We start from the raw sequence: 23985 nt of genomic DNA on the forward strand, positions 1-23985 counted from the left end.
TGAAAATCTGCTGTCGGTTCCTACCGAACGGGACTCGGATTCTCCCGCGGAACACGGCGCTCCAACGACTTCAGAACCACGACAGCAGACACGATAGCCACCGTGTCGCCGGAAGCGACACAGACGTCGAACTCCCCGCAGAGCGACAACACTCATTCTGTCTGATGGTCTACTATAGACCATGAAAGTCCATCTCGAAGATGGGACGCGATTCGACTGTGGTGGGTACAAGGCGCTCGACTCGGGCGGTGTCGTCCTCACTGCCGACGCGAAACGAAAGCAGGTCATCGGCTACGTACCAGCAGACCAATTGGTCTACATTCTCCCCGAAGACGTCGCGGCCGAACGCGACGACGAGACACCGGCGAACGACGAGGTCCGAACCGACGGCGAGTCAGAGTCTGACGCAGATGCCGACAACACGGAGGCGGGCGAAACCGAAGTCGGCTCGGACGCTGACGAACCTGACTCTGGCGCTGACGAATCCGACTCTAACGCTGACGCATCCGACTTCGACAATAATGAACCCGACTCCGACGACACCACCGTGGACGAGACGACGGTCGCCGCCGGCATCGAACCCGAACCGAACGGCGTGACGGCCGTCGCCGAATCGACCGACGACGACCACGCGGCGGACACAGACCGCGCACACGACGCCGGCCACACCCACGAGGACGTGGTGCAACGAATCGAGACGCTCGAAGGCCGAGTCGATGGACTCGACGGCCGGGTGGATGCGATGACGGAGCAACTCGCGGACATCGCCTCGGGAGTCGAGGCCGCGTCTTCGGAGACCGAAGAGACACTCGACCCGGAGGACGTGCGAAACATCCGGGGTATCGGCGAGGCGTATGCCACACGGCTCAGAGCGGCGGGACTCGACACGGTGTCCGCGCTTCGTGCGGCGACCGCAGACGAAATCGCGGCGGCGGTGGCGGTCTCCGAGCGACGCGTCTCAGACTGGAAACGCCGTGCCGACTCGCACGTCGAACAGGCCGCGTCGAGCGAGACGACCGACGCCGACGCCGACACTGACGCCAACGCAGACACCGACCCGCAGGAAGATACCGAGTAGTTCCCATCGGTCGGGAACTGGCAAAGAGAGTGATAGGCCCTCGGGTCTAATACCAACCTGATGTACGATACCATCCTCGTGCCAATCGACGGAAGCGACTCGATGATGCCTGTCGTCGAAGACGCCGCTACGCTCGCGGCCGAGCGTGACGCATCCGTCCACCTCCTCTACGTACTCGACAAACGAGCCTTCCTGACGCTTGCTGACGACCGACTCGACGAAGTGTACGAGGAACTCGAAACACAGGGAACGGCCGCGCTCGAATCGGCCGCAGAGACCATGGCTGACCACGGTGTCACGGCAGAAACCGCGCTCCGCCGTGGCGACCCGGCAACCGAGATTCTCGCGTTCGCCAGCGATATCGACGCCGACCTCATCTCGATGGGAACCCACGCCCGATTCGAGGACAACATCCTCGGCAGTGTCTCGCGGTCCGTCGTCGTCGAATCGGACATCCCGGTGCTGACGACGCCGATACAGACGCGCTAAACGCGACCGGTCACGAACCGCACGCAGTCATTTTCTGAAGCGGTCTACAGAACCCCGCACGCGGACCACACTATCCCGAACACGTACAGCTCCGCACGCGCTCCACACGTTCCTTCGAACAGTCCAGCGACGAAATCCGAGGTGAGCGCGTCGCTACAGTCGAAGCAGTAACAAGACGAATCCGAACAGCGTCGATGCGACGCTGATGAGCAGGAGTCCGCCGCTCATCACGAGCGTGTTCCCCCCGACCGTCGGGGACGTTCCGGTCGCGGCGACGTTCATCACCGACAATCCAGACAGGAAGTCTGACGCGGGCGCGAGGACCGCGAGACAAAAGACGGTGAGTCCGACGAACACGAGCAGATACGGCGTGAACGACGGGGTTCGTCTATAGGGAGTGTGGTTGCGAGTGGGGTAACCGCGGGACATACACCGGTGTACGCCACCAGCATAGTTTGGTACATGTTGACTACTCTCCAACAAGTGTCGTTACAGTGCTCCTACCGGCTGAAAACCGTCGTTGTCGGCGACTCGACTCGGACAGCCGACCTCGGCGTCTGTGGCCGCCGTTCGTGCCAGTTACGAGCTACCTATCCACCGCTGTGTGCCTGTTTAGCCGCAGTATATCGCTGTCTGGCCCCGTCGTCGCGGGGTGGTCTCGGGTTCGGTTCGGCTTTGGGTTCGGCTTTGGGTTCGGCTTCGCGTTCGCGTTACTGCGCGTCGCCGTCCGTCTCCTCGTCTTCGTCCGGTTCGAAGTCGAGGGCGACGGAGTTGATACAGAAGCGCTTGCCTGTCGGTTCCGGGCCGTCGTCGAAGACGTGTCCGAGGTGGCCGTCACAGGTCGAACAGACGACCTCGGTACGGTCCATGCCGTGGCTCAGGTCGCGGCGGAGTTCGATGTTCGAGTCCTCAGCGGCGTAGAAACTCGGCCACCCACAGTGAGAGCCGTACTTCGTCTCAGAGGTGAACAGCTCGGTTTCACACCCGGCACACCGATAGACGCCGTCGTCGCTTCGGTCAACGTGTTCGCCGGAGAACCGTGGTTCGGTCCCCTGCTCGCGGAGGACGCGGTACGCCTCGTCGGAGAGTCGTTCTCGCCACTCGGACTCCGAGAGACTGAAACTACTGTCGCTCATGCGCGAGTACAAGTGCTCCGCGCAGAAAGGCACGTCGGCTACAGCGGCGTTTGTCGGTATATCGGCCATAGTGCCGCAGATGTATCAGCCACAGCGGTGTTTGTCGGTCTCCGCCCGCGCCCGTCGTCGAGGCGGGACGAACCTACCCGCGGCGGAGGAATTCGGGCAATCTAATCCGAGAGAAATCGTCGGACCGGCCGTCGAGTACTTCGACCCGGCCGATGGCCTTCGGGACGCCCTGTCTGTCCGTGGGTTTCTGCATCCCGACGTCGGCGCGTCCGGTCGTCGCCGGAGTCGTCTGCTCGTCAACGAGCGCTTCCCACACGTCCTGTTTCGAGTCGTACTCGGCCCTGTTGCGCGCGACCCGCTGTTTTCCTTCCTCGAACGCGAGTTGGAGGACGCTTCGGCCGTACGCGGTCGCCGCCTGTCGGCGAATGCGCTCAAACTCTCCTCGGTTCGGATGGCCGAGCGCGCTGGAGACGCCGAGTGCGTACATCCGGCGGATGGCCTCTTCGTCCGAAATCGTCCGCCAATCCGTTCCAAAGACGCGTTCGTACATGGTTCGTTATAGATCGACCTTCGAGCGTGGGTCAACGACTAATCCGTTGTCGGTGAAGTTGAGCGACCGTATATCACAGTCGATGTTCGTTCCACGCATCTTGATGACCTGAATACCGCGGGTCATTCCGGTCGCTTCGAGGTAGTTGTGGAAGAACACGACGCCGTGGGCGAGGAAATGCTCGTCGGAGTACGACGATGGGTCCGTCATCTCGGAGATGAGAAGTGTCGTCGCATCGCCCTGTTTGAGCGCCGTGAGGAACCGTGTCATCTCTTCAGAGCCGTTGGCGAAGAACAATCGGAGAAGCATCGTCGAGTCGATGACGAGGCGGTCTACCTGCCGGGAGTTGACGAAGGCGACGATTTTGTCCGTGAGGCTCTGGACGCTCGACGCGTTACCACCCTGTGAGAACTGATTGAGGATGTGTTTCCCCTTCGGACTCACGAGGTTGATGAAGCGAAAGCCCTCCGAACTCGCAAGCGCTTCGAACCCGAAGTCAAAACTCGACATATCGTTGATGAGTTCTTCTTCGGTTTCGTGCATGGTGATGTACATGCACTGCTCGCCGTTTCGAAGTCCCTCGGCGATATACTGTGCCGTGAACGTCGTCTTTCCACTCCCCGGCGGTCCGCTCAACACGTACAGGCGTCGTGGAAGGAAGCCACCCTGGATGAGTTCGTCGAACCCGCTTACCCCACTCGGAATCCGCATGTTCGGACACTCCGTGCGTCCTATTATAATCGTTCCGGGACCAGTCCCGAAATTGAGACTTTTATTGGGTCAGTTTCGGCGGCGACGGTTCATTCAGGAAACAGTTCGACTTCGGACTCGATACCATCGATGGCGTCCATATCGCTCTCGTCGAGTTCGAGTTCGACCGCCTCGGCGTTCGCCCGTAAATGGCTCTCGGTTGATGCTTTTGGGATAGGACACAGCCCTTTCGCGGCCACCCACGCGAGACTCACCGCTTCGGGCGTCGTGTCGTGTTTCTCCGCGACTGCAACGACCTCGGAAACATCGCGGACGCGTCCGCCGGCGAGCGGCGAGTACGCGACGACATCGTAACCGTATTGCTCGGCGTGGTCGAGCAGTTCGGGGCGCTGGAACAACGGGTGGTACTCCGTCTGGTGGGCGACGAGCGGCGCGTCGAGAGCGTCGAGCGCGTCGAGCGCGTCGTCCAATTCGGCGACGGTGAAGTTGCTCACGCCGACGGCGCGGGTGAGACCCTCGTCTACGAGTTCGTCGAACGCCGCGAGCGTCGATTCTGGGTCGTACGTCTCGATGGGCCGGTGGACGTACAGCAGGTCCACGTACGTCGTTCCCAATCGGTCGAGGCTCTCGCGGGTCGTCCGGAGTACGTCGTCCGGCGCGAGGCTGTCAGCCCACACTTTGGTTGCGAGAAACACGTCTTCTCGCGGGACGTCAGCGGCCGCGACGGCGTCGCCGACGACGCACTCGTTGTCGTAAATTTGGGCCGTATCGATGTGGCGATATCCCAACTCCAGCGCGGTCGTGACAGCGGTCGCTTCCTCGGGCGTATCGAGACCCATCGTCCCGAGACCGATTCGTGGAACGCTCATCGCGTCGAGTCGCCGCCTTCGAAATCGAGGTCGCCCGCGACCGGAACGCGGTCGATGTCGAGCAGGTCGTGAAGTCCGGCGATTTCGTGAGTCGGGTCGGCCGACAGCGTGTGGTCGGCGCGGTGACCGCGACGGATGAACGCCGAGTCGATGCCGGCCGCGTCCGCGGCGACGATGTCGCTGTCACTGTCGCCGACGAAAAGCGGCGTTTCGACGCCGAGGTCGGACATCGCGCGTTCGATGTAGTATGGCTCGGGCTTCTTTCTGTGGAGACTCGTCATCGATGGTTCGCGGCCGTAGGCCGTCCCGAACAGGTCGGTCGCGTCGAGGTGGTCGAGCACGTAGTCGATAGTCGCCTGCTGGTTGCTGGAGACGATACCCATCGGCGCGTCGATGTTGCGAATCGCGTCGAAGTCGTCGTACGGGACCTTCCGCCCGTCGCTGATGGCTTCCTGTTGGGCCGCGGCCGCGACCTCGTCGCGGACGCGGAACAGCGTTTCGGGGTCGAGGTCGTACGCGCCGGCGACCGCGTGAACGTCGTCGGGCGCGACGTGGATGACCATCTGCTCGACGTGGTCGGGGTCGGGGTCCGAGACGCCGAGTTCGTCGAAGGCGTCCCACGTCGCGTCGTGGAGCAAAGAGAGATCGACGAGCGTGGTCAACACGCCGTCGTGGTCGAAGATGACCGAATCGTACATACGCGGTGTCGGTCGTCGGGACGTGAATTGCTTTCGGCTCCGGCGATTCGTTTTCCGGCGGTCGGTGGTGTCTATCCCGCCGCGGTACGAGTCTTTTAGCGCCTCGAAGTCCACACGTTCAGACGATGCTGGCAGGACTCATTCGCAGGGTGGCGAGATGACACGCGACGTGTGCATCGTCGGGGCCGGTGCCGCGGGGGCTGGCGCGGCGTACGCGCTCCGCGAGACGAACTCGAACGTGACGATTCTCGAAAAGAGTCGCGGGGTGTGCGGACGCGCCGCGACGCGCCGAAAAAACGGCTGTCGGTACGACCACGGGGCGAACTACGTGAAAGATTACGACCGGCGGACCGAGCGTCTCGTCCGCGAACTGGGCGAAGACGGACTGGTCGATATCGAAGAACCCGTCTGGACGTTCGACGTCGACGGCGTCATCACCGAAGGCGACTCGCGCGACCAACACAAGTGGTCGTGGCGCGCAGGAATCACGCAACTGGCAAAACGACTGCTCGCGCGGACCAACGCGACCGTCCAACGCGAGACACGCGTCGCCGCCATCGACCACAACCCGGACACCGAATACTGGTCCGTCGTTGACGATTCCGGGACGCGACACGGCCCGTACGACGTCGTGTTGTTGACGCCGCCGGCTCCTCAGACGGCCGGTATCCTCACCGAGATGGGCTGGGGCGACCAGTGTATGGTCGCGCTCCGCGAGGCCATCGGAAGCGTCGAATACCGGTCGATTCGGACGGTCGTCCTCCACTACCCGTTCGAGCGCGACGACCCGTGGTACGCGCTCGTCAACACCGACAAAGAACACGATATCGGCTGGGTCGCACGCGAGGAGTGCAAAGACGGACACGTCCCCGACGGCGAGAGTCTGCTCGTCGTTCAACCGAGTCCCGAGTGGTCGGCCGCACACTACGACGACCCGCTCGCCTCGGCGGCCGACGAGGTCGGAGACATGGTCGCGGCCCTCCTCGACGATGACCGCCTCCGCGACCCCGACTGGGTGGACGACCAAGGCTGGCGGTACGCACTCCCAGAGGGCGTCGCAAATGGCGAAATCATCCGACGCGGGGAATCGCACGGACTCTACTTCGCTGGCGACTGGACGGTCGGCGAAGGGCGAGTTCACGCCGCCCTCTGGAGCGGTATCGAGACCGGAGAACGCATCGCATCGAACTGAGCCGGTGAGTCGAACGTCGACTCGAATCGGCACTGTTATTAGCTAGCACGAAACGGGCGTGTCTTTTTCGTCACCGGATACCAACAAGAGTGTGTGTCCACGCTGACTGTCCGTATCGACCCTCACGTCCACTCCGAAGGCTCGTACGACGCCCACGACCCGGTCGAGCTCATCTTGGAGCAGGCGGCCGAAATCGGGTTGGACGCCGTCGTCGTCACCGACCACGACGTGATAGACGAGTCCATCCGAGCGGCGCAACTTGCACCGATGTACGGTCTCGTCGGGATTCCAGGTGTCGAGATTTCGACCGCCGACGGCCACCTCCTCGCCCTCGGCGTCGATGAACTCCCTCCGCTCCGTCGCCCGCTCGACGAGACTGCTCGGTGGGTCCGCGAACGAGGCGGCGTCGCCATCGTCCCGCATCCGTTCCAACGGAGTCGTCACGGCGTCCGTCGGCGGCGACTCGGCCGGTACGACGACGCCGCCGGTGGTGACGCCTTCGACGCTATCGAGACGTATAACTCGTGGCTGTTCACCGGCTACAAGAACCGTCGTGCGCGCCGGTTCGCCGCGAAACGCCAGTACCCCGGCGTCGCCGGAAGCGATGCGCACAACGTCGGATACGTCGGCCGCGCCTACACCGAAATGGAGATTCCAGACGTGTCGCGGGCCGCGCTCTCGGCCGAGCACATCCTCGACGCCATCCGCGATGGCTCGACGCAGGTGCAGGGTCGGCGGACCCCGATTCCGACGAGCACGAAACATTACGCGGGTGCGGCGGGTCGCAAGTCCGCGTACTACGCCAAACAGGGCGCGCTGGGCAGTGCGATTCTCGCCAAGAAAGGCGCGTTCAAATCCGGGTACTACGCCAAAATTGGCGCGCTCAAAAGCGGGTCGCTCGCAAAGACCGGTGCCGTACAGGCCGCACGATTGCTTTACCGCGTCTCGCCGTTCTCACAGTAATTCCGCTCTGCCGCGCCCATGCTACGAAGTCGTTCCGAGCGATAGCGACGGCGTCAGCGACGACAGCAACAACAAAGCGACAGCGAGGTCGATGACGACAGCGTCAGCGACGACGGGCAGAAACCCGTCGCGGCCGCCGGGTCTCAGTTTCCGGAGCCGACCAGTTCCTCGTACTGCGCGCCGGTTTGTTTCAGTTTGTCAGTCGAGTAGAGACGTTCGTGCTCGAACGGGAGGTAGTCGCCGGCGAGTTCGTCGATTTTCTCGTCTACGGCGTCGGCGTCGCGGCCGTGAATCATGGTGAACAGGTTGTACGGCCAGTCTTGGTCGGGGCGGCGCGGACGGTGATAACAGAGCGTCACGTACGGCAGGCTTCCGACCTCTTCGCCGCGGTCGTCGAGTTCGTCGTCCGGCACGTTCCAGACGACCATGCAGTTGTTTCGAAAGCCGGTGACGATGTGGTTGACGACACAGCCGATGCGTTTGATACAGCCGTCGGCGAGGAGTCGCTCGATGGCCGAAACGACCGCGTCGATGTCGGCGTCGATGGCCTCGGCGACGTCGCGGTAGGGCGTCTTCGAGAGCGGGAAGCCGCCTTGAATCTCCACGAGCAGGCGGGCGTCGAGGTCCGTGAGGTCGCCCGTGGCGTTTTCGGAGATACGAGTCGCGCTCACCGCGGTCTCGTCGAGGCTTTCGCGGGCAAAGCGGTCGTCGTTCATGATGGGGAATTCGAGATCGATGTAGTAGTCGGTGAGCATCGGGAGGTTCAGCACCTCACACCCCGTTTTCTCCTCGATTTCCGAGAGGATGCGGTCGCGGGTCTCGCGGGACCCCGCGGTGACGACGAACCACATGTTCCACTCGTGGTCGCGGCGGTAGTTGTGGTTCACCTGCTGGTAGCCGTTGATTATCTCGGCGATGTCGTCGAATCGGTCGTCGGGTGCCGAGACGGCCGCAAGCGTCGAACTGCCGATAACCGGCGGGTTGAGAACGGGACCGAAACGGCGGAAGATGCCCGCATCGCGGAGTCGCCGCACGCGGGCGAGGGCGTCGTCCTCGTCGATACCTAACTCGCTGGCGACGACGCGGAACGGGCGTTCTTCGACCGGGAACCCGCTTTGATACCCGTCGATGAGTGCCGCGTCAACCTCGTCGAGACCGTCCCGCCAATCGTCCGACAACGCGCTCATTAGCCGGGGTTAGGAGTCAAGATGCCTATCGCTTTCGGACGGCGAGACGACTCCCGAATGCTGGGGTCGAACAGGACGTTTTTTGCACGCTCGGCCGAAGATACGGGCATGGCAGTAGTCGATAGCGAGTTCGGTGAGTGGCCGCTGAAGCGTCTGATGACCGAAGTCGTGGGAACGGGCACGAAATCGGCCGAGGATATGTCCCGCGAACAGGCGATGGAGGCGATGCGCCGCATCCTCGCCGGCGAACCCGACCACACGACGCTCGGCGCGTTCTGGCTCGCCAACCGCTGGAAACACAACAACGCCGAGGAACTCGCCGCCTTCACCGACGTGATGGCCGAGCACGTCGAATACGCCGAACCCGAGGTTGACCCCGTAGACTGCGGTGCGAACTACGACGGCAAGGGCAAGACCGCGGTTCTCGGCGTCGGTGCAGGCGTCGTCGCCGCGGCCGCCGGGACGCCGGTCGTCGTCCACTCGGGCGACCGCGTGCCGACGCAGAAACAAGACGCCTACAAACACGTTCTCGACGAACTCGGCGTCCGCACGGAACTCGAACCCGACGAGTCCGCCGACATGGTTGACGACACCGGGTTCGGCTTCTACTACCAGCCGAACTTCAACCCCACCATCCACGCGCTCTGGGAGCGCCGCGACAACATGGGCGTCCGAACGTTCGTCAACACTATCGAAACCATCGCCAACCCCGCGAAGGCCTCGACGCACCTCGGGTCGTTCTACCACCTCGCGTTCGCCAAGAAGATGGTAAACACCTTCGAGGCGAGCGAGCACCACGACCTCCACCGCGTCGTCATGTTCCAAGGAATGGAGGGCTACGACGACATCCGCCCGGGCTACACGAAGGTCGCCGAGTGGACCGACGGCGAGTTCGACGACTTCGAAATCGAGACCGCCGAGTACGGCATGGACTTCGAGTACGACGACCTCGGCGTAGACGAAGCCGACGTGGCCGGCGACTCCGCCCGAATCACCGAAGCCGTGCTCACCGGCGAGCGCGAGGACCGCTTCGCCGACGCCGTCGCCGTCAACGCCGCACTCCGCATCTACGCCCGCGAGGACGCCGACTCCATCCAAGAGGGTCTCGAAATGGCCCGCGACGCGATCGACTCCGGCGCGGCCGCAGACGTGCTCGAAGACCTGCGCGCGTTCTAAGGTTCGGTTACGTCGAACAGCGCGCCGAGCGATTTTTCAGTGACGTGTTCGCCCTCGACGTGCGGGACTTCGAAGCAGTAGCGACCGGGTTCGAAGGCGACCGCGGTCACTTCGTCGGGGTCTCACTCCGAAGCCGTCTCGTGCGTGCTGACGGCCAGATTTATGACCTATATGTCGAGTTCGTCGTCGCCGTCGGCGAAAGGGCCTGCTTCGTCAATCTCGGCGGCTAACCCGTCGTCTACGGGCAGTGCGATGCCGACGAGCGTCGTTCCGGCCGTGACGGTCGCCTCGCGGGTGATTGAGTAGACGAGACCCGCGCGCTCGGCTTCGACCTCTTGGAGAACGTCGTACGTCGTCGGGTCGTACACCCATCCGAGGTGGTCGTTGGGGCTGACCTCGCGGCCGAGTTCGAGGTCTTCGCGGGCGACGAAGAGACCGGAAGTGTCGGCGGTGACGCGCCCGAGGTGATTTCGGTAGGTGCGACCGTCCCACGGTTCGGGCGCGCCCGAGAGGATTCCCAGACTGCGACAGACGTCGAGGACGCCATCGACGCCGGCGACGATAGCCGATTCGACGAGTTGCTTGTTGTGTGCGAGTTCCGGCGTGATGGAGGGAATTTCCGCGTTCGTCGCCGCGACGCGGAGTTTGCCGTCGAAGTTCCGTTCTGACCATTCGGTCTCTGCGTCCTCGCCTGCGGCTTCTGCGAGCAGGAGGTCAACACCGAAAGCCTCAGCGAGACGCCGGGAGGCGTCGTCGTCGCGGCGGTAGACCGTGTGTGTGAGCATGTCGGGACTGCCGGTGTGGAGGTCAACGATAGCGTCGGCGTCGCCCGCGAACTCCCAGAGCGCGGCCGCCATGCGCTCGTGGAGCGTGCCGTCGGCGTCGCCGGGCCAGACGCGATTCATGTTGGAGTGAACCGAGTCGAGCGACTCGGGCGTGGTGTAGGAGACGCGGTCGAAGGTGAGCGGGTCGGCGACCGGGACGGCGACGACGCGGCCCGCGAGGTCGGCGCGTTCGAGTCGGCCGTGGAGTCGTCTGAGGACTTCTGTACCGTTGATTTCGCGGCCGTGTTGTGCGGCTTGCACGTACAGCGTCGGCCCGTCGGTGCCGTCGGCTGGTTCGTAGATGTGAACCGTCGTCTGTACCGGGACGCCGGAGGGAAGACGGGCGAGCGTCACGGTTTCCGCGGTGTGCATATTCGACGCATCGCGGTGGGATGTCTTGTAAGTACGGGGCGGTGCGGCCGCGAAACGGCCGCGCGTGGCGGGATGGCGCGACGACGCGGTGCGGCAGTCAATCGTCAGCGGGCGACGGGTGGGTGGCGCGCTCCTCACCGCGCGAGAAGTAACTCGCCAAGAGCGGGCCGGTGATGTTGTGCCAGACGCTGAAGAGCGCCGGCGGAAGGGCCGCCGCCGGGGAGAAAAACGAGAGGGCGAGCGCGGCGGCGAGGCCGCTGTTCTGGAGACCGACCTCGAACGTCGTCGTCCGAACGCGGTCGTCCGACATGCCGGTGAGTCGCCCAGTACCGTACCCGGTACCGAGACCGATAGCGTTGTGCAGAACGACGGCGGCGACGGCCGCCGCGCCTGCGCCGAGAATCGTGTCCACGTTGAGACCGACCACGGCCGCGACGATAGCGACGATAGTGACGACCGAGACGAGCGGGAACGCGTCGAGTCCGAGGTCGGCCGCTTCGGGCGCGTACGCGTCGAGCGCGAGCCGGAGACCGAACCCGAACACGACGGGGATAAAGACGATTTGGACGATATTCACGAAGAGGTCCACGAACCCGACCTGTAGCTGTTCGCCTGCGAGGAGGACCACCCACGCGGGCATGACGAGCGGCGCGGCCAGCGTGGTGACGGTCGTAATCGCCACCGAGAGAGCCACGTCGCCCTTGCCGAGATACGCCATGACGTTCGACGCGGTGCCGCCGGGTGCCGCGCCGACGAGCACGACACCGACGGCGACTGCCGGCGGCAACGACAGCGCGACGGTGAGCGCGTAGGCGGCCACGGGCATGACGACCCACTGCGCGAGCGCGCCGATTTCGACGTCGCGGGGGTGCTCGGCGAGTCGTCGGAAATCGTCGGGTTGGAGCGTCAAACCCATGCCGAGCATGATGACGCCGAGAAGTGGCGAGATGTACGGCGCGATCCACGTGAACAAACTGGGCCGCACTACGGCAACGCCCGACGCGAGAAGCACGAGACCGACGAAGTACGTGTTTGCGAGGTCCGAAAGCCGTCGGAGCGCGGAGCGAGCGGTCACGGCCGTGACCCTCCGGTGGACTGACACATCGTTTCACGAGAATCGGTATCGAACGACAAATAGGTGTGTCGATATGACCGCACGCTTCGAGGCGGCACGGTTTTCACCCGCCCGCCCGACGATGGAACCATGAGCGACAACCCAACCGCCACGCTCCACACGAACAAAGGCGACATCACGGTCGAACTCTTCGAAGACAAGGTTCCGAACACCGTCGAGAACTTCATCGGTCTCGCAACGGGTGAAAAGACGTGGGTTCACCCGGAGACCGACGAGACGATGGAAGGCGAACCCCTCTACGAGGATATCCTCTTCCACCGCATTATCGGCGACTTCATGATTCAGGGTGGTGACCCGACCGGAACCGGCCGCGGCGGCCCGGGCTACACATTCGACGACGAGTTCGATTCGGACCTCAGCCACGACGGTCCCGGCGTCCTCTCGATGGCGAACCGCGGTCCCAACACGAACGGGTCGCAGTTCTTCATCACACTCGACGCACAGCCGCATCTCGACGGCAAACACGCCGTCTTCGGCGAAGTCATCGACGGCATGGACGTCGTCGAAGACATCGGCTCTGTCCCGACCGACCGCAACGACAAGCCGGTGTCCGACATCGTCCTCGAATCCGTAGACGTCGAACAGTAAGCCGAGATTTCGACACCGATTTTTCCCCGCTGGAGTCGTGTCAGCCGAGTCGCATCGTGAGCGGCGACCGACAGCGCAAAGTCTACCGGGTCGCAAGCATCATCAATGAGCGAGGAGACCGACCGACCGAAGCCGAGTGACTTCGGTACCGACGAAAACGCCCCACCGGTCGAAGAAAAGCCCTACAAGATAATCTTCGAGGCCAACAAGTGCTTCGGAGCAGGTCGGTGTGCCGAAGTGGCCGACAACTGGGTGATGGACCTCGAAACCAGCCTCGCCCGTGCGAAGTCGTACTTCATCGGCGAGGACGAACTCGACGAGAACGTGCGCGCCGCGGAGGTCTGTCCCGCGAAGAAGGGTCGCGGCGTCATCCACATCATCGACCGCCGAACCGACGAGGAAATCTCGCCCGACCCACACGGCGACGGAACACTCTCCGTCGATTGGTAAAGCGAAAGCACTTTTCACCCCCTCGGTGAACGATAGACTGCGCGGGGGTGGCTGAGCTAGGCCAAAAGCGGCGGACTTAAGATCCGCTCCCGTAGGGGTTCGCGCGTTCAAATCGCGTCCCCCGCATCAGTTTTTCCACGCCGATGCACGCAGAGCGGTTCGCTCGTCGAGTCCGGCGTATGGGGTCGCCGAATCGAAGCGACCGCGTCGCATCGCGTATCACGCATCGTTCGTCACGTATCGTGTCTCGGCCGCCAGCGACCGACGACCTACTTTCCGTTTCGTGTGCGCGCGACGACGAGGCGAGAAGTCCCGCGTCCACAAACGTTTTGACACTGTCTCTAATTACATCTAATTAGAGCGTGTTCCCCGAGTCCCTCCCGAGCCGATTCGACGCCGCCCTCGCCGGCATGGCGTTCTGTCTCGCCCTCGGTGTCGTCGTCGGTGTCACCTCAGCGTTGCCGACGCACGTCGCCACCGGCGGTGGAGCCACCGGTGCCGCGGTTGTCGCACTCGGTGTAACTGCCAGCGAGTTGTAACCGCATTTTTCGTCCGGTATCGACCCGTTTCACCGGGTTGTATGTTCATCGTTATCATGGGTGATATTCGGCGGGTCAACGCTTTACGTCGCATAATCATGCTATTCGGTGTCATGAGACTCGCCACGCTGGTTCCGACGGTGCTCAGGCGGAGTTACCTTCGGAAGTTTCTGCTCGTTCTCTTGGTCGTGGCCGGGGTGATGGGAGGACTCGGACTCTACGTCTCCGACATGGTCGGCCAAGAGGTCAGGGCGGATGCACACACCGAACTCGAAATGGTCGCCACGCTCGAAGCGGAGGAGTTGTCGAGTTGGATGGACGGCTACACCCGGACCGCACGGATGCTCTCGGAGTACGAGGACATCCGGACTGGCGACCCCGAAGCGATAGACGACGCGCTCGAATCGGAAAAAGACAACCTTCCGTCCGAGGTGCTCGCCATCCATTACGTCAAGCCGTCGAATCAGGACATCGTTCGGAGCACCGACGGGTCGGTAGAGACGAAGCGCGTCTCCGACCTCGACGTGTCGTGGACGACCGGGGCGCTGACGATGAACGACCCCGACAGCGTCGCCATCTCGGAGGTCTACCGCTACGGCGGCGGCGAGCGACTGGCGTTTCTCAGCCCCGTCGAAGGACGCGACGGAGCCGTGATGGTCGTCGTGGACGCCACGAGACACGCCGAGATGCTGCGCGAACCAGTCGAAGGCTCTCGAACGCGAGTCGTCACCGCCGACCAAACCGTTGCCTTCGACAAGTACGGAAAGAACGTGCTCACGACGTTCCGAGAGGGGGAAGAAACGCCCGCTCTCGACGACGCGCTCGCCGGGAATGCCGGCGTTCTCGAACGGACGGGAACCGGGATTCTACGGGACCAAGAGGCCGTCGTCGCGTACGCGCCCGTCTCGGAGACGAACTGGGCGGTGCTCATCGAATCCCCGCAGAAAAACACCTACGCGGTCGCGCAGGTCGTCGAACGGGACGTTGCCATCCTCATCGGCGTCGCGCTCGGCGGTCTCGCGCTGGTCGGTCTCACCATCGGTCGCGGGACTGTCGTCTCGCTTCGGCGACTGCGCAAACGCGCTGACGCGCTCGCCGGCGGCGACCTCGACGTTGACCTCACGACCCGGCGCGTCGATGAGTTCGGCGCACTCACCGAGGCGTTCGCGGAGATGCGCGACGGGTTGCGCGACCGCATCCAAGCCGCGGAAGCCGCCAGCCGCGACCTCGAAACCGCCGCGGCGGATTACCGAGAGACGATGGACCACGCCGCGACTGGCGACCTGACCGTCCGTACGGCGGTCGAACCTGACGACGAGGCGATGGCCGCGGTTGGCGAGGGTATCGACGCGATGCTCGCTGACCTCGAAGCGACCATCGGGCAAGTCGCAACGTTCGCGGCGACGGTTGACGCCGCCGGCGAGCGCGTCACAGCCGGGACCGAAGAAGTGAGTTCGGCGTCCGAGCGCGTCGAACAGGCGACCGCCGAGATTTCTGAGGGCGCGGCCGAGCAGGCGTCGCTCCTCGACGAAGTCTCCTCAGAGATGCAGGACCTCTCCGCGACGGTCCAGGAAGTCGCCGCCTCTGCCGACGAACTCGCTCGCCTCGCCAGCGACGCGACCGAACACGGCGAGGCCGGACGAGACGCGAGCGCCGCCGTCCACGAGGAGATGGCAAACATCGACGCCAGCGTCGCCGCCGCCGCAGAGGGCGTCGAGACGCTCCGCGAAGAGGTGACAGAGATTGGCGAAGTCGTCACGCTCATCGAGGACATCGCGGACCAGACCAACCTGTTGGCGCTCAACGCGTCCATCGAGGCGGCTCGCGCGGGCGAGGCGGGCGAGGGATTCGCCGTCGTCGCAAACAACGTCAAGGAACTCGCCGGTGAGACCGCCGACGCGACGACCGAAATCGCCGACTCTATCGCGGCGGTCGAGACGGCGGCCGACGAGACAGTCGCGGAGGTCAGAGCCGCCCGCGAGCGGGTCGCAAACGGAACCGAGACGGTCGCCGAAGGCGTCTCGGCTATCGACGAAGCGGTTGACCGACTCGACGAGGTTGACCACGGCGTCTCCGCCATCGACGAGGCGACGGCCACGCAGGCGTCGGCGGCGCAGTCGGTCGCACTCCTCGCCGACGAGGCGGCCGAAATCGCCTCCGAGACGCAGACCGAGGCCGCCGACGTCGCAGACGCGGCACACGACCAAAACGACGCCATGGTCGGCGTCGCCGGACAGATGCAGGAACTCTCTTCGACCACTGACGAACTGCGGTCGCTCGCCGACCGGTTCGAGGTGCGCGACGAGGGCGACATCGGCGACGACACCGAGTTGCCAGAAGCGACTGGGTCCCCTGAAACGACTGAGACGCCCGAGTTACCAGAAGCCGCAGGGGACACCAATTCGACCGGAACTGCCGAGCCTGCCCAGTCTGCTGAGCCTGCCCAGTCTACCGAACCTGCCGAACCTACGGAGGACTCAGTCGGTGACGTGGAATCAACCAATGAAGAACCAGACGAAGGCCCAACCGACGAAGAACCGACTGACGGGGGAGAGACCGAGCCGAGACAGTCGCCGACGATGACGGACCTCGCGGCGGACGGCGCGAGCGACAGCGACGACTGAGACCGCCGACGCGCCGCAAACGGTGTAGTGCGCCGGTCACGGTGTTTTTACGTATCACCCGCGTATCTGAACCTGATTGTAACGTGCGCGGAAGCCATAGCCGTCGCTCGCGCGCGGCAGTCGTCTGAATGAAAGCGTCGGGACTCACGGTCGTGAGTTCGTCAGAAAGGGATAGGCAAGCCGCACGGGAGCGGCCCGCGCGGCAAATGCCACCCTAGATTGGTCCCCGCTGACGCTTCGGCCCTCCAAAGCGAAGCGTCACCTGAAAGGAGAGCGGCGAGATACTTAAACGTGCCGCCATCGACTCGAATCGGGCGTTGTCGGTCGATTCAGGGTCGGAGCCGACGCAATGGGCTTTTCTCTCGTCGGGCCGTTCGTCCGGCCATGAGCGAACACGAGATTCCCGGTCGCGTTCGTCGAGCGTTCGGCGACCACGGGTCGTTCGAGGCGGTCGGCAACGGGACGTTCGAGTCGGTGACGACCCCGTTCGACGGTAAGGTCAGCGTCTCGGCGGGGGAAAACGGACACGTGGCGTTCGACGTCGAGGTTCGCGTGCCGATGCTCTCGGCGGTCGCCGACGACGTGGCCGAAGTCGTCGAAGACGGCTGGTACGAGACGTTCGAACTCCGAATCGAGGACGTCGGCGGCGTGGTCGCGGGCGACCACGAACTCGACCCGTCCGTCCAGCGCATCGCGGACGAAGCAGTCGTCGAGGCGACCTTCGCCGACAGCAACGAGCGACGCGGTATCGACGACGCCGGCGCGATTATCGATTACGTCGAAGGCACGTACGTCGAGGGAATCATCCCCGGCTACGACTACGACGAACCGGTGACGGACATCCTGCAAAACGCGCGCGACACCGCCGGGGCCGGGTTCTAACCGCCGGACGCGGGACACGCCTGCGTCCCAACTCGGAATACGCGAAATACGGCGCTTTCGAGTTCGAGAGTGCACAGCCACGTCCACTCACGAAACCCGCAAGCGCGACAAAACGAGACGTGGTTCGAAGCGGGCCGGTCGTAAACGAGGTATTCGACGAGACGGCCAATCGGCCACTCCAGCCGGTCGCGTCGCGTCCGCTTAGTCCATCGCGATGTACGTCTGTGTGTCCTCGATACCGTCGATAGACTGGATGCCGCCGGCGATATCTTTCACGTCCGTCGGCGAGCCTACGTCAACCTTGACGATGAAATCGACGTCGCCGGCGACGATGTGGACGCTGACGATGCCGTTGTCCACCGCGAGCAGGTCTTCTTTCAGTTGGTCGATGCCGTCGGTCAGAGCCGCGGCTTTGACCATGATGTAGGCGTGAACCATCGTCACGCACCCCCCGTCGCGGCGACAACATCATCGCCGACGAGCAGTTGTCGAACGTCGTTGAGCACGTCGAAGTCGGCGAGAACGGCGACGCGGTCGCCTGTTTCGAGCGAGTCGTCGGGGAGCGGGATACCCATCGGCTCGTCTTTCTTGCCGAACGCGAGGAGCCGAGAGTTAGCCGGAAGCGCCACCTCCTCGATGCTGTAGCCGTTCATCGGTGAACTCTTTGAGACCGTCACGAGAACGACCTGCAAGTGCTGTGCGATGTCGGCGATAGCACGGATCGACCCGCCGAGCAGGGCGTTTTTCGCGCCGATTGCACCGAGGCGCTCGGGGTAGACGATTTCATCCACCTCTCGCGCGTATTTCTGGTAGACTTCCTCGCGGTAGTCCTCATCGACGCGGAGTACCGTCCGACAGCCGAAGTGTTTGGCGACCATACACGCCGCGAAGTTCACGTTGAGGTCGGCGGTGAGCGCCCCGAGCGCGTCCGCTTCTTCGATGCCCGCTTCGAGGAGCACCTCCTCGCGTGAGCCGTCGCCTTCGACGACCTCGAACCTCGCTTCTCGGGCCCGCTTGACGCAGTCTCGGTCCAGTTCGACCAAGACGATATCGTGGCCCTCCTCCCGGAGGACACGGGCAGTGCGCAAACCGACCCGGCCAGAACCAATGATAACGAACCGCATGGTAATACGGTATGTCGGCGGAGACAAATAACCTTACCCCGGTTTTAGACCAAGTTGCCGTGTTCGGTCGAAGCAAGGCTTTTGCCATATGTGGTAGAATATATCACGCATGGTTCACGCGTTCATTATGGTGAAGACCGGTGCCGGAGAGTCCGAGCAGTTACTCGGGCCGATCCGCGAACTCGAGGCAGTGACCGAAGCGCACATTGTCGCCGGTGCGTACGACGTTATCGCCGAGGTCGATACCGACGCGGTGTACGAGGTCTTGAAGACGGCTTCGACACGGATTCAGGGGCTGGATGGCGTCGCCGACACGAAGACCTACATCTCACTCGACGACTGAGGTCGGGACAGGTATCGTTCCGCGGAAAACGCTTGCCGTAAGCGAGCGTCAGCGTTCGAGGTCGAACGGACCGTGTTCAGCGGCGAATTCGACGTGTTCCTCGCGCTGGCGGGCGAGTTCCGGCGGCAGGTCTTCGTAGATGTAATCGAACAGCTCTTCGGTGCCCGGTTCGGGCGTCTCCTCGGCGCGTTCGACGGCCTCGGCGAGTTCGTCGTTGGCGTCGTCGTACATCGATTCGATACGGTCGTCGTCGGCGATGTCGTGGTCGCGGCAGAACTCCTCGAATCGCTCGACGGGGTCGCGTGTTCGCCACTCGGGGAGGTCCGGGTCGTCGTCGCGGTACCGCGAGGGGTCGTCCGCGGTCGTGTGCGGTCCCTGCCGGTAGGTCAGGCTCTCGATGAGTACCGGTTCGCCATTTCGTGCCTTCTCCAATCCTTCTTCGACCGCGCCTCTGACGGCGAGGGGGTCGTTTCCATCGACCTGCATCCCTTCGATACCGTAGGCTTCGGCCTTCGCGGCGATAGACTCGCTCGCTGTCTGTCGGTTTCGGGGGAGCGAAATCGCCCAGCCGTTGTTCTCACAGAAGAAGACGACGGGCGCGTCGAAGACGCCCGCGAAGTTGAGGCCCTCGTGGAAGTCACCTTCAGAGGTCGCGCCGTCGCCGAAGCAGACTAAGGCGGCGTAGTCGTCGTCGCGGTAGTCCGCGGCCATGCCGACGCCAGCGGCGTGGGGAATCTGGCTGGCAATCGGGACCGCCTGCGGGAACACCGGAACGTCGTGGTCCGAGTTGTACTCGGCGTATCCACGGCGGAAAAGAAGTAGATCGCTCGGCGGAACACCGCGAGCGATTTGGAAGGCGTTGGACCGATAGGTCGGCAACAACACGTCGTTTTCGCGCATCGCGTGGGCGGCCCCGATTTGCGAGGCCTCCTGTCCCCGGAACGGCGGGTAGCCGCTCATCCACCCACGTCGCTGGAGGGCGAGTGCACGCTCGTCGAATCGTCGCGCTCGAATCATGTCGCGGAGGGCGGCGCGAGCATCCTCGGCGGTAAAGCCCGTGCCGTCCAACCCGCGCTCTGCGATGAGTCGGTGCATAGCGGTCAGTCACGGTCCTTCGTGATAAACGTCTGCGGTTCGCATACAGGAGTCGTCCCCGAATCGGTCACCGAGAGCGACAGGGCAAAGACCATCGGCACCGTAAGTCGGTGTATGGTTTCGGTGGTCAACCTCGCGCTGATGGGCGTGGTCATTTTGCTCCACACCCTCCTTGCGGCGGTCATGACGCGCTTCTTCCGCCTCCGACTAAAGACGCAGTGGGGCTACGTAGTGTACTCGCTGTTTCTTATCCCGCTGGTGTTGTTCGTTTCGACACTAGTGTTTTCCGGCGCCTTCGGTATCGGCGTTGACCTCGGGAGCACTGCGGCCGCCCTCGGCGTCATGATCGGCATGCCGCTGGCGCTCGGGTTCACCATCGACACGCTGTACGTGCCGCCGCCCGAAGAGTTCGAGAACCTGCCTGAGTCACAGTAACGGGTGCCGGCCACGGACGCCTGTCGCCGAATCGACTGTTATCTCTTTCGGAGCTTTATAACTGAATAATTCGTGTAACGTCTGAGACTACTGGGGCCACGCAGTCGCCGCGTGTCCGAAACGCCGAAGATTATTTTATTGACAAGTCATGTCGGTGTGAGAAACGCTTACCACGAATATCAAACAGTAATTTGAAGTACGGGTTGGATGCACGATGCTCATCGGACACAGGTGTACCATCTGCCACAATACCGTCGAGACGAACGCGCGCGTGCACTGTGACGTGTGTGGGCGGTCGATTCACAACCAGTGCGCGGAATACGAGCGAACCTTCGAGTGCCCGGAGTGCGCCACCGACTTGGAAGTCGGTATCGTTGAGTTCTGACGGACAGCCGACGCGTCTACTCCGAGTTCACATTTTTGGTTTTATCAAAGGTCAAGGCGAATACCCCGAGGCTTGACCTCGGGGATGAAGCCGTCAATTCGTGATACAAGCCATTAAGTGAACACATCGCTAATCAATAGACAGCGATCGAACACAGTCACCGCTACCGTACCTACCCGACAGGAAAGGCAGCGGAAGGACTGGAACATCAACTCGACGTTCATCGCCAACTCTACAACCACGTCCGCTGGGACTACACGAACAGCCCAGAGGACGACAAACCGAGCGAGTACGACCAGAACAACAAACTCCCTGAGTGGAAACGAAAATGGCCGTTGTTTGCAGATACGTACTCGAAAGCCGCACAAGCCACCGTTGCTCGCTTCCACCGCAACCTCTCAAACCTCAAAAAGAAGAAAGAGAAGGGGTACAAAGTCGGTCGGCTCAAACGGCAAGCACCCACCGACTACCGAAGTGTGACGTACAACCAGTCTGGTTTCGACCTCGATGAAAAGAGGGGCTGTGACAGGTTTGCTTACGTCCGCTTCAGCAAGATTGGTTGGGTGAAAATCCGGTACTCTCGTCCGATTCCTGACCGCGCCACCATCAAAGAGGCGACGTTCAAGAAAGAGACGACTGGCGAGTGGTTCGTCACGCTCAGTCTCGAAACCGAAGACGCTGACGTGCCTGAGAAACCCGACGTGGACTCGCTCAACGCGAGCAACAGCGTCGGTATTGACCTCGGTATCCTGAACTACATCCACACATCGGACGGCAAGACTGTGGACTGGCTCAACCTCGAAGACGAGTACGAACGACTCCAACGTGAGCAACGCAAGTTGTCTCGGAAAGAGAAAGGGTCGAACAACTACGAGAAACAACGAGTCGAAGTGGCGAAGGTCAAGCGCAAGATTCGTCGGAAAGTGCTGGACTACCAGCACAAACTCTCAACGTGGCTCGTCAAAGAGTACGACGCTGTGTTCGTGGAAGACTTGAACGTCCAGAGTATGCTTCAAGCGGATGGAAACGCCCGGAACAAACAGAATGTTGCGTGGCGACAATTCATCACCTTGCTCGAATACAAAGGCGACCTCTACGGCACTCACGTCAAGCAAGTCGAAGCACGAGGAACGACGAAGGAGTGTGCGTCGTGTGGTGTGGAGACAGCGAAACCTATCTGGGTTCGGGAACACTCCTGTCCAGCGTGTGAGTTTGAGTGTGACCGTGATGCGAACGCTTCGTTGAACGTCTTGAAGAGAGGCTTTTCTGAACTAGGGCTGGGATGGCCCGAAGACACGCCCGTGGAGACTGCGCTCCCTACGGATACCCATTCGGTGTCTGCAAAACGCGTCATCGAAGCAGGAAGCCTCGGGGCTTGACCCCGAGGCGATTCACCGGACAACGTCACACGAGAGCGTATTCTCTCGCCCGGGGCCGGCCACGAGTGCGTGGCTATAATTCGGTAGACGAGTGCAGTACAGACATGCCTTCCAGACGAACGGTTCTCGGTGCTGTCGGCGTCGGCCTCGCGTCCGGCGTCGCTGGGTGTCTCAGCGGTTCCCAGCGGGTTTCGGGCTACATCCAATATAAATCGATAGCTGGCGTTATCGAACGTTCCAACCGGCGACGCGAGGAGTCAATCATCTCGGTCGATGCCAGCTACGAACCGAGCGAAAGCCCGCCAGACGTGTCGCTCGACGACGAGTGGGCCGATTACTTCCCGGCACCGCGGATGCCGGTCGTCCCCGAGTCGCTCGACGCCGACCTGCGAAACGAGTTCGATAGCGTTCGGTACGTCGTCGGTGTCACCAGTCCGGAGTGGGCCGACGAAGGTGAATCGGTCGGCAGTTTCAACGTCGCAACGAGCCGCGAGAACTTCAATCGCGTGCAGGTCCACACCGAAGTCACTGCCTCGTCGGACGGAACGTACCTCACTATCCACTCCGTCGATGGTCTGTGGGAGTTCGGTTCGGAAGACTAAGCGGCGTCTCTATCGAGTCGAGACGAGACTCGGTTTTATCGCCGGACGCCGGCCGGCGGGCGCGACCTTCAGTTCGCGTCGAGAATCTCAGCTAACGCCGTCTCGACGGCGCCGAGGACGTCCTCGGGCGGCTGTGTCGCGTCGATGCGGACGAACCGCTCCGGCTCGGAGTCGATGAGACGTTCGTAGTTCGCGCGGACGTCCGCGAGGTAGGCGGCCTGTTCGAACTTGTTGGTCGCCCCGCTTCGTGCGGCCGCCGTCTCGGGGTCAACGTCGAGATAGATGGTCTTGTCCGGCGGGCGGGAGAACGCCGCGTGGATACCCATGATGTACTCCATCGGGCGCGCGAGGTCGCTATCGCGGAGCGAGGCGGCCTGATACGCGAATCGAGAGTCGGAGTATCGGTCCGAGATGACGAGGTTGCCCTCGGCGAGCGCCGGGCGGACGACGCGCGAGAGGTGGTCGGCGTGGTCCGCAGTGAAAAGAAAGAGCGTCGCAAGCGGGTCGGCATCGTCGTCGCCGATTGCGCGGTTGACCGCCTCTCCATACCACGAATCAGACGTGGGTTCGCGGGTGAAGACTGCATCCGAATAGACGTCCTGGAGCGCCTCCCAGACGGTCGTCTTACCGCTTCCGTCGAGACCCTCAAGCGTGACGAGCATACTCCCATAGATTCGGTGCGACGGAAAAAGGGACCCGAACCGCCGCAACGATAATGTCAATTCAATACTATTTGAGACCGTGCCCCCAGCTTACGAGGAACCAGATACGCTTCGGCCGACAGAGCGGTCATACAGTATCGTTCGGTTCGACGAGAGCGTCTCGCCGGACCACGAACTGTTCGCAACGAAGTTGGCGGAAACGGACGACCCGGACGAAGCGCCGAGCGAGTGGACGGAGCCGAACGAGGAAGTCGTCGTCTACGACGACGTGGGTCGTGTCGTCAAACGAACCGACGGTCCCGCCGCACCGTCTATCCTTCTCTGAAATCGTCGCGTCCGGGCACCGACCGCGTCTCCGGTGAGTTGTACGTCTCCGTGTTGAGTTCCTGCCGTCTCTCAGTCGATTTCGTCTTCCGTCGGCACAACGGCTTCCGCGCCAACCATCCAAGGGGTGTCCCGCGAGACATTTGTCGTGTGCGCGCACTCAG

General features: G+C 62.8%; 28 protein-coding genes and 1 tRNA gene. 16 read left to right on the forward strand and 13 right to left on the reverse strand.

Going from position 1 to position 23985, the window contains the following annotated elements; genetic code table 11:
* The first annotated feature begins 181 nt into the window (after positions 1-181).
* Entirely contained in the window at positions 182-1078 is an 897-nt protein-coding gene (locus tag C440_RS03995; RefSeq protein ID WP_008318488.1) for a helix-hairpin-helix domain-containing protein, read from the forward strand.
* A 60-nt stretch (positions 1079-1138) separates the two neighbouring features.
* Positions 1139-1567, forward strand: a complete 429-nt coding sequence (locus C440_RS04000; protein ID WP_008318489.1) for a universal stress protein — start codon at positions 1139-1141, stop codon at positions 1565-1567.
* Positions 1568-1720: 153 nt separating this feature from the next.
* On the opposite strand, the gene C440_RS04005 is transcribed toward C440_RS04000, so the two are convergent.
* The 6 genes from C440_RS04005 to C440_RS04030 all read right to left on the reverse strand — a co-directional run bounded on the left by C440_RS04005 (position 1721) and on the right by C440_RS04030 (position 5540).
* On the reverse strand, positions 1721-1996 hold the full coding sequence (locus C440_RS04005; protein ID WP_049915278.1) for a hypothetical protein: 276 nt from the start codon (positions 1994-1996) through the stop codon (positions 1721-1723).
* Positions 1997-2277: 281 nt separating this feature from the next.
* Positions 2278-2703 (reverse strand): peptide-methionine (R)-S-oxide reductase MsrB, encoded by a 426-nt coding sequence (msrB, locus tag C440_RS04010; protein ID WP_008318493.1) that lies wholly within the window; start codon positions 2701-2703, stop codon positions 2278-2280.
* Between the two features lie 142 nt (positions 2704-2845).
* On the reverse strand, positions 2846-3262 hold the full coding sequence (locus tag C440_RS04015) for a hypothetical protein (RefSeq protein WP_008318495.1): 417 nt from the start codon (positions 3260-3262) through the stop codon (positions 2846-2848).
* A gap of 6 nt (positions 3263-3268) precedes the next feature.
* The gene (locus C440_RS04020; protein WP_008318498.1) at positions 3269-3973 is read right to left on the reverse strand and encodes an RAD55 family ATPase; all 705 of its coding nucleotides are present in this window, start codon (positions 3971-3973) and stop codon (positions 3269-3271) included.
* Between the two features lie 89 nt (positions 3974-4062).
* On the reverse strand, positions 4063-4842 hold the full coding sequence (locus tag C440_RS04025; RefSeq protein ID WP_008318500.1) for an aldo/keto reductase: 780 nt from the start codon (positions 4840-4842) through the stop codon (positions 4063-4065).
* A complete protein-coding gene (locus C440_RS04030) occupies positions 4839-5540 on the reverse strand; it encodes an HAD family hydrolase (RefSeq protein WP_049915331.1) in 702 nt (233 codons plus the stop codon). The genes C440_RS04025 and C440_RS04030 overlap by 4 nt, the downstream gene beginning before the upstream one ends.
* Positions 5541-5697: 157 nt before the next feature.
* On the opposite strand from C440_RS04030, the gene C440_RS04035 reads away from it, so the two are divergent.
* Together C440_RS04035 and C440_RS04040 are read left to right on the forward strand one after the other, a co-directional pair.
* A complete protein-coding gene (locus C440_RS04035) occupies positions 5698-6732 on the forward strand; it encodes an NAD(P)/FAD-dependent oxidoreductase (RefSeq protein ID WP_008318503.1) in 1035 nt (344 codons plus the stop codon).
* A gap of 93 nt (positions 6733-6825) precedes the next feature.
* Positions 6826-7695 (forward strand): CehA/McbA family metallohydrolase, encoded by an 870-nt coding sequence (locus C440_RS04040; protein WP_008318505.1) that lies wholly within the window; start codon positions 6826-6828, stop codon positions 7693-7695.
* Between the two features lie 143 nt (positions 7696-7838).
* Here the strand turns inward: C440_RS04040 and ahbB are convergent, their stop codons facing one another.
* Entirely contained in the window at positions 7839-8882 is a 1044-nt protein-coding gene (gene ahbB, locus C440_RS04045) for a siroheme decarboxylase subunit beta (RefSeq protein ID WP_008318506.1), read from the reverse strand.
* A gap of 108 nt (positions 8883-8990) precedes the next feature.
* Between ahbB and C440_RS04050 the strand changes: the two genes are divergently transcribed.
* On the forward strand, positions 8991-10058 hold the full coding sequence (locus C440_RS04050; protein WP_008318508.1) for an anthranilate phosphoribosyltransferase: 1068 nt from the start codon (positions 8991-8993) through the stop codon (positions 10056-10058).
* 167 nt (positions 10059-10225) lie between these two features.
* On the opposite strand, the gene C440_RS04055 is transcribed toward C440_RS04050, so the two are convergent.
* Both C440_RS04055 and C440_RS04060 read right to left on the reverse strand, forming a co-directional pair.
* The gene (locus C440_RS04055) at positions 10226-11254 is read right to left on the reverse strand and encodes a succinylglutamate desuccinylase/aspartoacylase family protein (protein ID WP_008318509.1); all 1029 of its coding nucleotides are present in this window, start codon (positions 11252-11254) and stop codon (positions 10226-10228) included.
* A 97-nt stretch (positions 11255-11351) separates the two neighbouring features.
* Positions 11352-12329 (reverse strand): bile acid:sodium symporter family protein, encoded by a 978-nt coding sequence (locus tag C440_RS04060; protein WP_008318511.1) that lies wholly within the window; start codon positions 12327-12329, stop codon positions 11352-11354.
* Positions 12330-12458: 129 nt separating this feature from the next.
* Between C440_RS04060 and C440_RS04065 the strand changes: the two genes are divergently transcribed.
* The 6 genes from C440_RS04065 to C440_RS04085 all read left to right on the forward strand — a co-directional run bounded on the left by C440_RS04065 (position 12459) and on the right by C440_RS04085 (position 17472).
* Positions 12459-12977 (forward strand): peptidylprolyl isomerase, encoded by a 519-nt coding sequence (locus C440_RS04065; RefSeq protein ID WP_049915281.1) that lies wholly within the window; start codon positions 12459-12461, stop codon positions 12975-12977.
* Positions 12978-13082: 105 nt separating this feature from the next.
* On the forward strand, positions 13083-13427 hold the full coding sequence (locus C440_RS04070) for a ferredoxin (protein WP_008318515.1): 345 nt from the start codon (positions 13083-13085) through the stop codon (positions 13425-13427).
* 41 nt (positions 13428-13468) lie between these two features.
* Positions 13469-13553, forward strand: a tRNA-Leu gene (locus C440_RS04075).
* Between the two features lie 236 nt (positions 13554-13789).
* Complete coding sequence (locus C440_RS17650; protein WP_169317784.1) at positions 13790-13966, forward strand: hypothetical protein; 177 nt, start codon at positions 13790-13792, stop codon at positions 13964-13966.
* Between the two features lie 113 nt (positions 13967-14079).
* Positions 14080-16590 carry a methyl-accepting chemotaxis protein gene (locus C440_RS04080; protein WP_083893986.1) on the forward strand — a complete coding sequence of 837 codons (2511 nt, stop codon included), beginning with the start codon at positions 14080-14082 and terminating at the stop codon, positions 16588-16590.
* Positions 16591-16974: 384 nt separating this feature from the next.
* A complete protein-coding gene (locus C440_RS04085; RefSeq protein WP_008318519.1) occupies positions 16975-17472 on the forward strand; it encodes a DUF5813 family protein in 498 nt (165 codons plus the stop codon).
* A 201-nt stretch (positions 17473-17673) separates the two neighbouring features.
* On the opposite strand, the gene C440_RS04090 is transcribed toward C440_RS04085, so the two are convergent.
* On the reverse strand, positions 17674-17910 hold the full coding sequence (locus C440_RS04090; protein WP_008318521.1) for an Lrp/AsnC ligand binding domain-containing protein: 237 nt from the start codon (positions 17908-17910) through the stop codon (positions 17674-17676).
* Positions 17911-17912: 2 nt separating this feature from the next.
* A complete protein-coding gene (locus C440_RS04095) occupies positions 17913-18596 on the reverse strand; it encodes a potassium channel family protein (protein ID WP_008318524.1) in 684 nt (227 codons plus the stop codon).
* A 109-nt stretch (positions 18597-18705) separates the two neighbouring features.
* On the opposite strand from C440_RS04095, the gene C440_RS04100 reads away from it, so the two are divergent.
* On the forward strand, positions 18706-18939 hold the full coding sequence (locus C440_RS04100; RefSeq protein WP_008318526.1) for an Lrp/AsnC ligand binding domain-containing protein: 234 nt from the start codon (positions 18706-18708) through the stop codon (positions 18937-18939).
* A gap of 48 nt (positions 18940-18987) precedes the next feature.
* Here C440_RS04100 and C440_RS04105 read toward each other — a convergent pair whose 3' ends face one another.
* Complete coding sequence (locus C440_RS04105; RefSeq protein WP_008318528.1) at positions 18988-20034, reverse strand: thiamine pyrophosphate-dependent enzyme; 1047 nt, start codon at positions 20032-20034, stop codon at positions 18988-18990.
* A gap of 114 nt (positions 20035-20148) precedes the next feature.
* On the opposite strand from C440_RS04105, the gene C440_RS04110 reads away from it, so the two are divergent.
* From C440_RS04110 to C440_RS04120, 3 genes are all read left to right on the forward strand, one after another.
* Positions 20149-20469 carry a hypothetical protein gene (locus C440_RS04110; protein ID WP_008318531.1) on the forward strand — a complete coding sequence of 107 codons (321 nt, stop codon included), beginning with the start codon at positions 20149-20151 and terminating at the stop codon, positions 20467-20469.
* A 531-nt stretch (positions 20470-21000) separates the two neighbouring features.
* A complete protein-coding gene (locus C440_RS04115; protein ID WP_049915284.1) occupies positions 21001-22233 on the forward strand; it encodes an RNA-guided endonuclease InsQ/TnpB family protein in 1233 nt (410 codons plus the stop codon).
* Positions 22234-22337: 104 nt separating this feature from the next.
* Positions 22338-22835 carry a hypothetical protein gene (locus tag C440_RS04120; protein WP_008318537.1) on the forward strand — a complete coding sequence of 166 codons (498 nt, stop codon included), beginning with the start codon at positions 22338-22340 and terminating at the stop codon, positions 22833-22835.
* 68 nt (positions 22836-22903) lie between these two features.
* On the opposite strand, the gene tmk is transcribed toward C440_RS04120, so the two are convergent.
* Complete coding sequence (gene tmk, locus C440_RS04125; protein WP_008318539.1) at positions 22904-23497, reverse strand: dTMP kinase; 594 nt, start codon at positions 23495-23497, stop codon at positions 22904-22906.
* 79 nt (positions 23498-23576) lie between these two features.
* On the opposite strand from tmk, the gene C440_RS04130 reads away from it, so the two are divergent.
* The gene (locus C440_RS04130) at positions 23577-23822 is read left to right on the forward strand and encodes a hypothetical protein (protein WP_008318541.1); all 246 of its coding nucleotides are present in this window, start codon (positions 23577-23579) and stop codon (positions 23820-23822) included.
* Positions 23823-23985: the final 163 nt, after the last annotated feature.

Source organism: Haloferax mucosum ATCC BAA-1512 (genome assembly GCF_000337815.1).
GTDB classification, from domain to species: domain Archaea; phylum Halobacteriota; class Halobacteria; order Halobacteriales; family Haloferacaceae; genus Haloferax; species Haloferax mucosum.